5 protein-coding genes are annotated in these 7,955 nt (G+C 45.0%); 1 reads left to right on the forward strand and 4 read right to left on the reverse strand.

Translation table 11 applies throughout. The annotated features are described in order from the left end of the window. Nucleotides 1-16: 16 nt before the first annotated feature. Nucleotides 17-2,554 carry an adenosylcobalamin-dependent ribonucleoside-diphosphate reductase gene (locus I2F54_RS09970; RefSeq protein ID WP_009123084.1) on the reverse strand — a complete coding sequence of 846 codons (2,538 nt, stop codon included), beginning with the start codon at nt 2,552-2,554 and terminating at the stop codon, nt 17-19. Between the two features lie 341 nt (nt 2,555-2,895). Between I2F54_RS09970 and I2F54_RS09975 the strand changes: the two genes are divergently transcribed. Then, nucleotides 2,896-3,630: an NADPH-dependent oxidoreductase gene (locus I2F54_RS09975; RefSeq protein ID WP_195501088.1), complete on the forward strand. Its 735-nt coding sequence runs from the start codon at nt 2,896-2,898 to the stop codon at nt 3,628-3,630. A gap of 207 nt (nt 3,631-3,837) precedes the next feature. On the opposite strand, the gene dnaA is transcribed toward I2F54_RS09975, so the two are convergent. The 3 genes from dnaA to I2F54_RS09990 all read right to left on the reverse strand — a co-directional run bounded on the left by dnaA (nt 3,838) and on the right by I2F54_RS09990 (nt 7,716). After that, nucleotides 3,838-5,232, reverse strand: coding sequence for a chromosomal replication initiator protein DnaA (dnaA, locus tag I2F54_RS09980; RefSeq protein ID WP_022219016.1), 1,395 nt, complete (start codon nt 5,230-5,232; stop codon nt 3,838-3,840). Nucleotides 5,233-5,583: 351 nt separating this feature from the next. Continuing rightward, nucleotides 5,584-6,477, reverse strand: coding sequence for an MlaD family protein (locus tag I2F54_RS09985; protein ID WP_195501089.1), 894 nt, complete (start codon nt 6,475-6,477; stop codon nt 5,584-5,586). A gap of 12 nt (nt 6,478-6,489) precedes the next feature. Beyond that, nucleotides 6,490-7,716 carry an N-acetylmuramoyl-L-alanine amidase family protein gene (locus I2F54_RS09990; protein ID WP_195501090.1) on the reverse strand — a complete coding sequence of 409 codons (1,227 nt, stop codon included), beginning with the start codon at nt 7,714-7,716 and terminating at the stop codon, nt 6,490-6,492. Nucleotides 7,717-7,955 lie beyond the last annotated feature (239 nt).

Consider the following 7,955-nt stretch of genomic DNA (forward strand, 5'->3'; position numbering starts at 1 on the left):
TGTGTTTGCCTGAGACTTATCCGCAACGGGATGCGCCGCAAGTGGTACAGATAAGGCAGCCTTCCTGATACACCAGCGTTTCGTTGCCGCAGTTCGGGCATTTCTTGCCTTTGGCTTCCGTTCCGTCCGTTACGTATTTCTTCAGTGCGCGTTCCACACCGTTCTTCCAGGTATTGATGTTCTCGCTGTCCAGTTGCAGTGAGCTTACCAGCTTCATTACCTGCTCAATAGGCATGCGGTAGCGCAATACGCCGGAGATGAGTTTGGCGTAGTTCCAGTACTCTTTGTTGAACTTCTCGGACAGTCCCTCGATGGTGACTTTGTAGCCGCGTTTGTTCTCGAACTGGAAGTCGTAACGTTTGTTTCCGTTTTCATCGACGTTCTTGATGATGTGTCCTGTTGAAACATTCTTCGGAAGGATGATACCTTCATCGTCGTCTTGAAGACCGGTGAATATTTCGTAAGGATGTCCGTCCAGCAAACCGACGAATGCCACCCATTTTTCCTTGTTGTTCTGGAAGCGCACCACATCCGCTTCCAATACCTTAGGACGGGTTTCGACAACCGTAGGCGGCTTGCACGGCGGAAGCTCTTCTTTCTTTTCGCTCTTGGCGGAAATCAGCACGCCGGAACGCGAACCGTCGCGATAAACCGTACAGCCCTTGCAACCGGATTTCCACGCTTCGATGTACAGGCGGTTTACCAGTTCTTCGTCCACATCGTTCGGCAGGTTGATGGTAACGCTGATAGAGTGGTCTACCCATTTCTGGATACGTCCCTGCATCTTGACTTTCATCAGCCAGTCTACGTCGTTGGAAGTTGCTTTATAATAAGGTGACTTTTCAACGAGCGCATCTATCTCGTCTTGTGTATAGCGTTTGGCGGGATCGTAGCCTTCCGCTTCCATCCATGTAACGAACTTGGGATGGAATACGATGTATTCTTCGAAAGCGTCTCCGGTTTCGTCAACGAAATCGATATGTACGTTGGCGTCGTTCGGATTGACTTTGCGGCGGCGTTTGTAGACGGGCAGGAATACGGGCTCGATGCCGGAGGTGGTCTGCGTCATCAGGCTTGTCGTACCTGTCGGCGCAATGGTGAGGCAGGCGATGTTGCGACGTCCGTATTTCTTCATTTCCTCGTACAACTCGGGATCGGCTTCACGCAGGCGGTTGATGAACGGGTTGTTCTTCTCGCGTTCGCTGTCGTACACTTCGAAAGCGCCACGCTCTTTTGCCATTTCCACGGAAGAACGGTAGGCGCTCAGCGCTACCGTCTTATGTACTTTTTCAGCAAATTCGGTTGCTTCTTCGGTGCCGTAACGCAATCCTAACGCTGCCAGCATATCGCCTTCGGCGGTGATGCCCACACCGGTACGACGGCCTTGACCGCTCTTCTTGTATATCTTCTGCCACAAAACGCTTTCAGTATGTTTTACATCTTCGTTTTCCGGGTCGGAATCAATCTTGGCCATGATGCGCTCTATCTTCTCCAGCTCCAGGTCGATGATGTCGTCCATGATGCGTTGAGCCAGTGCAACGTGTTTCTTGAACAGGTCGAAGTCGAAGTAAGCGTCCGGCTTGAACGGATTGACCACGTATGAATATAGGTTGATGGCCAGCAAACGGCAAGAGTCGTAGGGGCACAACGGTATTTCACCGCAAGGATTGGTGGATACCGTACGGTAGCCCAAATCTGCATAGCAATCGGGTACGGATTCTTTCAGGATAGTGTCCCAAAAGAGTACGCCGGGTTCGGCGGACTTCCATGCGTTGTGCACAATTTTCTTCCACAAATCGGCTGCGCTGATTTCTTTCTTGAATACAGGCTCCGTAGCGTCAATGGGATATTGCTGTACGAATGGCGTACCATCGATGGCGGCTTGCATAAATGCGTCGGTCAGCTTAACGGAAACATTGGCGCCCGTAACTTTTCCTTCTGTCATCTTTGCGTCTATGAAGGCTTCCGAATCCGGATGCTTGATAGATACGCTTAGCATCAACGCGCCCCGACGGCCGTCTTGAGCCACTTCGCGGGTAGAGTTGGAGTAACGTTCCATGAAAGGAACCAGTCCGGTTGAAGTTAAAGCGGAGTTCTTTACGGGAGAACCTTTCGGACGGATATGAGACAAGTCGTGTCCCACACCGCCGCGGCGTTTCATTAACTGTACTTGTTCTTCGTCTACTTTGAAGATTGCACCGTAAGAGTCGGCTTCACCATCCACGCCTATTACAAAGCAGTTGGAGAGGGAAGCTACCTGATAGTTGTTTCCGATTCCGGTCATCGGACTTCCTTGCGGAACGATGTATTTAAAGTGGTTCAGCAGGTCGAAGAGCTCTTCGGAAGTCAGTGCGTTAGGGTACTTGGCCTCAATACGGGCTACTTCATTGGCTATTCTCCAATGCATGTCTTCCGGAGACTTTTCGTAAATATTTCCGAAAGAGTCTTTGACTGCATATTTGTTCACCCAAACTCTTGCAGCCAGTTCGTCGCCTTGGAAGTATCGTAAAGATTCTTCGTAGGCTTCGTCATAAGAATAAATTTTCTTTTCCACGATGCAATATCTCTTAGATTTAATTGTAAATAAGTAAAAGTGTAGAAGTCGTACTTACAGCTAACAAATGTGATTGCAAATCTATGAATGTTTTTTGTTATTGCAAAATAAAAAGAGATGTTTTTATCAACGGAGTATAAGTTTTCCGTTTTTATTAGTTAATAGTTTGATTTACATAAAAATAACTTTTTAAAATGAACAAAAAGTTTTCCAAAAAGAAAATTGTGCAGATGATTGCTGCGTAGGTGGCTTGCTCTTTTTAGAAAATATGGGTGCACATATTCGGGGGTATTAAATGATATTCTGTATTTCTTTTTATATATTTGCAGAAAAAAGAAAGAATGGAAAGCTTAAAACAAAGGAGAACAATCCGTAAATATCAGCAGAAAGATATTTCTTCTGATTTGTTAAATGATTTGCTTGAAACCTCTTTTCGTGCTTCTACGGTTGGAAACATGCAGGTTTATAGTGTGGTTGTAACTCGTGACGCTGAGCGTAAGGCCAAGTTGGCGCTGGCGCATTTCAATCAGCCTATGGTACAGACAGCGCCGGTAGTCCTTACTTTTTGCATTGACCTGCGTCGTTTTAGCAAATGGTGTGAGCTGCGGAAGGCGGAGCCGGGATATAACAATTTTGAATGGTTTGTTACCGGGTCTGTGGATGCCTTATTGGCAGCGCAAACATTCTGTGTGGCAGCCGAAAAAAAAGGTCTGGGCATCTGTTATTTGGGTACTACCACCTACAATCCCCAAATGATTATTGAAGCGTTGGAATTGCCCGAATTGGTTTTTCCTATCACCACCGTTACCGTGGGCTGGCCTGCGGAAACGCCTGCGCAAGTAGACCGCCTGCCTTTGGAGGCCATTGTCCATGAAGAAACTTACCATGACTATACTTCCGAGGATATCGACCGCCTTTATGCATACAAGGAATCTTTACCCGAAAATAAACGGTTTATTGTCGAAAATAATAAAGAAACGCTGGCTCAGGTCTTTACAGATGTGCGCTATACGAAGAAAGACAGCGAAGCCATGTCCGAAACGCTTTGGAAAGCGATGAAAGCGCAAGGGTTTTGATGAAGTATGAAATATAATCGTATGTTGCGTTTTTCATAAGTAAATACACATAATCGGCTTATGCTACCTGTCATTCAGAGCGAAGCGAAGAACCTACTCCCTTTTTAAATACATAAAGAGAAGAGATTCTTCGCTTCGCTCTGAATGACAGATAGTAATTTTTAATATTTACTTATGCGTTTATACCTTATATTTAATTTCAGTATTTCAGTTTCCTTTTTTCAGTGCGGTCTGAATCTCTTCGATTTCAGCACGGAATGATTTATCGACTTCTTTCAGCTGCTTGATTGTTTTGCAAGCGTGCAGTACGGTAGCATGGTCTTTGTTCCCGATTAACGTACCTATTTTTGCAGTAGAGAAGTCCGTATGATTTTTGGCTAAATACATGGCTATTTGGCGGGCCTGCACCACTTCGCGTTTGCGCGATTTTGTATGTATGGCGGCATTTTCCAAACCGAAGTGCTTACATACGGTGGTGATTATATCATCGATGGTTATGGCCTTGCTTTCGCTGTTCACGACTTTGCGTACAATGCGTTGCGCCAATTCCAGGTCGATTTCCTTGTTATATATGGTGGAATGAGCCATGATGGAGATGACGATACCTTCCAAATCACGCACACTGTTGCCTACATTCTCGGCTATATAGTCAATAACTTCCGGCGGAAATTGTAAACCGTCACGATGTATCTTATTCCGCAGAATGTTTTTGCGCAATTCCACCGTGGGCTTTTCCAGTTCCGCTACCATTCCCCATTTGAAACGTGTAATCAGGCGTTCTTCCATACCTTGAAGCAGTACGGGAGCACGGTCGGAAGTAAGGATGAGTTGTTTGCCGTTTTGATGCAGATGATTGAAGATGTGAAAGAACGTGTTCTGCGTTTTGGTAACGCCTGCAAATTCTTGGATATCGTCAATAATCAAAATGTCGATTGTCTGGTAGAAGTTGATGAAGTCGTTGGTTGTGTTGTTGCGTACGGAATCGGTGTATTGCACCTGGAATAGATGCGCAGATACATACAATACGCGTTTCTCAGGATATAATTCCTTGATTTTTGTACCGATGGCATTGGCAAGGTGAGTTTTCCCCACACCTGACGCCCCGTACAAAAACAACGGATTGAAGATGGTTTTCGCCGGATTGAGCGCTACCGCTTCTGCAACGCTGCGAGAAAGTTTGTTGCTATATCCTTCGATAAATGTGTCGAAGTTGTATTCCGGATTCAGATGCGGATCCAGGTCGGGAACAGGTATCTGCGGAATGGCTTTATCTATCGTCTGTTTTTGCGGTATAATAGTACGGTGGGTAGACTCGTAGTTTACGGTCTTTTCAGGCCGTGAACTTTTGTCCACCATAACATTATACATCAACTTTGTTCCCTCTCCGATTACCTTATAAAGGGTCTTACGCAACAAGTCTACAAATTTATCCTCCAGAAATTCGTAAAAGAACTGGCTGGGAACTTGTACAACGAGCGTTTTGTCCTCATATTTTAAGGGAATGATGGGGAGAAACCAAGTTTTATATGTCTGTTCCGGAACATTGTCTCTGATGATTTCAAGACAGCGGTTCCATAATCCGACATGATCCTGTTCACTCATAACGGCTACTAATACATTTATTATTTAAGCAAAACTTCTACGTTTGCAAAATTGGCAATCTTATTTGAAAAAAACAAATCTCTTTTTTCTTGTGTTTCTCAAGAAAATAATAATCTCTTTACTTTCAGCTACTTATCGGAATACATGAAACCTATGCCTTTATAGGAGCTCTTGCTTTTATATAATAGCCTGTAATGTAGTGGATTATCGTCTGTTTGCGGGCATTTATATCCTCTGCGGGCAGAGTGAATATAAACCTCTTTTTTACTTTATACATAGACTTATCAAGGGCTTTCTTTCCCCAAACAGATAAGTCTTATTATTTAGACAAAATCTATATAAGCGAAAAATCTACTTATCTTTTTTGCCGAACAACGAGAAGTGAACGTAGCGTTTAGGATGCGATTTCAGGTCTTCCAACAAGCTCGCCGCATTCGCCGTTGTGGCATTCAGATTATTGTAAAGTGACGGGTCGTTCAATAACAATCCGACGGTATTGTCTTTACGGTTTAATTTGTCTGTAATCATTTTTACGTTAGCCAATGTAGAGTCTATGCTTTGCATGGCTGTTGCGTAGTCTATCTCTTTCAGATTATTGGAAATAAGCACGAAGTTATCTCCGATGGTGTTCAGCTTTCCGGTGAGCTGAGGAATATCCTTGTTCATTAATGTTTGCAGCTGCCCGCTGGTTACGGCCAGGTTGGCTGTCAGGTTCTGCACATTGTGCAGGGTGGCCGGTATGACCGGGTCTGCCAATACAGTGTTTAAAGAGCCGAGGATGGAGTCCAGCTTGGGCAGCATCTTTTCCAGTTGCGGCATCATGGAAGCTACTTTTTCCATCATTCCGTTGTTGAGGGTACCGGGAATCGTATCTCCAATCTGATATTTCTCGCGGGGGTTGTTGGCAAGGAGAAGGTTCATCTTGACGCCACCTAACATTTCTGCGGCCAATTCTGCCGTACTTCCTTTGGGAATACGCAGGTCGGTATTGACATCTATTTCGGCAATGACTTTTCCGGGTTGGGTATAATCGTAATACAGGTCGCGTACGATACCTACGCGGAAACCGTCGGCAAAGACGGGGCTTGATTTGGTGAGTCCGTTGACATTGTGAAATTTGACATAGAAATAGCTGGAAGGCTTGAACATGTTGATGCCTTTCAGATAATTGATGCCATATACTAATATGCAGAGCGCGGCTATTCCTGCAATTCCTATTCTGACTTCTTTGGTAATATACTTCATGATGTATTTTATTTATTTCTTTTTGTTTTTAAATTCGTTGACGGCAGCGTTGACGTTCACCTTTTTACCATTCTTGAAAGCTATGATGAAAGCATCCTTGAATTGTGCCGTAATGGAGCGTTTGGTACGTAACACCTTGTTATAATCGGAAGATGCGGCATAGGTGTATTTGTATAAACCGCCTTCCTTGTAATAATCCACATTTTTCAGCCCTTTCAATCGTTTGTCGTTCTTTGCCAACGGACGGGAAGAGGTGAGTATCTGTATCTTGAACACGGGGGCATTGTCTTCTGTTTGCGCAACGGCGGCTTTTTCCGAACGTTGAGGTGTCGGCTTGCCGCTTTGGCCGGCTGCTTTTTTTTCTGTTTGGGATGCCGCGCCGGCAGATGCGGTTGCCTCTTCTTCCGGTTGCGGTATGTCTTCCGGCAGAATGGTCTGGCTACTTCCGTTCAATCGGATTTCCTGCTCGCGCTTATAGGTAAGAAAAGCGCGGAAGATGCCGTTGGCAAGGGTGGTGGTTCCTGCATCCGTATTTAAATAGCGTTCTTCTTCCGGAGTGGAGATGAAGCCGAGTTCCACCAGAATGCTTGGCATGGCACTGGCTTTCAGTACCAGAAAACCAGCCTGATGCACCCCCCGGTCTACCCGTCGGCACGTATTGCGGAAATGCTTCTGTACGAGCGACGCCAGATGTACACTTTGTGACATATACTTATCCTGCATAAACTCGAAGATGATATAAGACTCGGCGGAATTGGGATTAAACCCCGCATAGCGTGTTTTATAGTCGCTTTCATAGAGAATAACCGAGTTTTCCCGCTTGGCCACTTCGAGATTGGCGTCCGATTTTGCAAGACCTAATGTCCAGGTGGATGCGCCTTTGGCGGTACGATTGTTGGCAAGCGCATTGGTGTGGATTGAAATAAAAAGGTCTGCTTTGGCGTCGTTGGCTATCTCCGCACGTCGGTTTAATGGGATAAAGACATCCCGCGTACGGGTATAGACGACTTTTACATCCGGACAATTCTTTTGTATCTGTTTGCCGAGTTTGAGCGCTACATTCAAATTAATGTTCTTTTCTTTGGAAATCTTACCGATAGCGCCGGGGTCGTGTCCCCCGTGTCCGGCATCGATAATGACGACAAAATCCTTCGCTTCAGCACTGCCGCTACAAAAAGGAGAGGTGAGCAGCCCCAAGCAAATACCTATATATAATATGTATCGTCTATACAGTTTCATATAAAAAACATTGCAAAGATAGTGCAAAGGTCTATTTTCGCTCCGCAAATGTAGTGTAATTTTATAGAAAACTCACACTTTGCTTTCAAGTTTTGTTTGTAACAGCTTCTTTTTAGGGAGATTTAGTCTTTACGTTTGCAAAATTTATAGTTTTTCTATACCTGCGTTTGGTTTACGGTCAGTAGCGAATAATTCGTCAGACAGCCGTTGCCCTTTCGTTAGACAACTGTCTAACGAAA

Origin of the sequence: Bacteroides clarus (assembly GCF_015555825.1) — a bacterium.
Taxonomy (GTDB): domain Bacteria; phylum Bacteroidota; class Bacteroidia; order Bacteroidales; family Bacteroidaceae; genus Bacteroides; species Bacteroides clarus.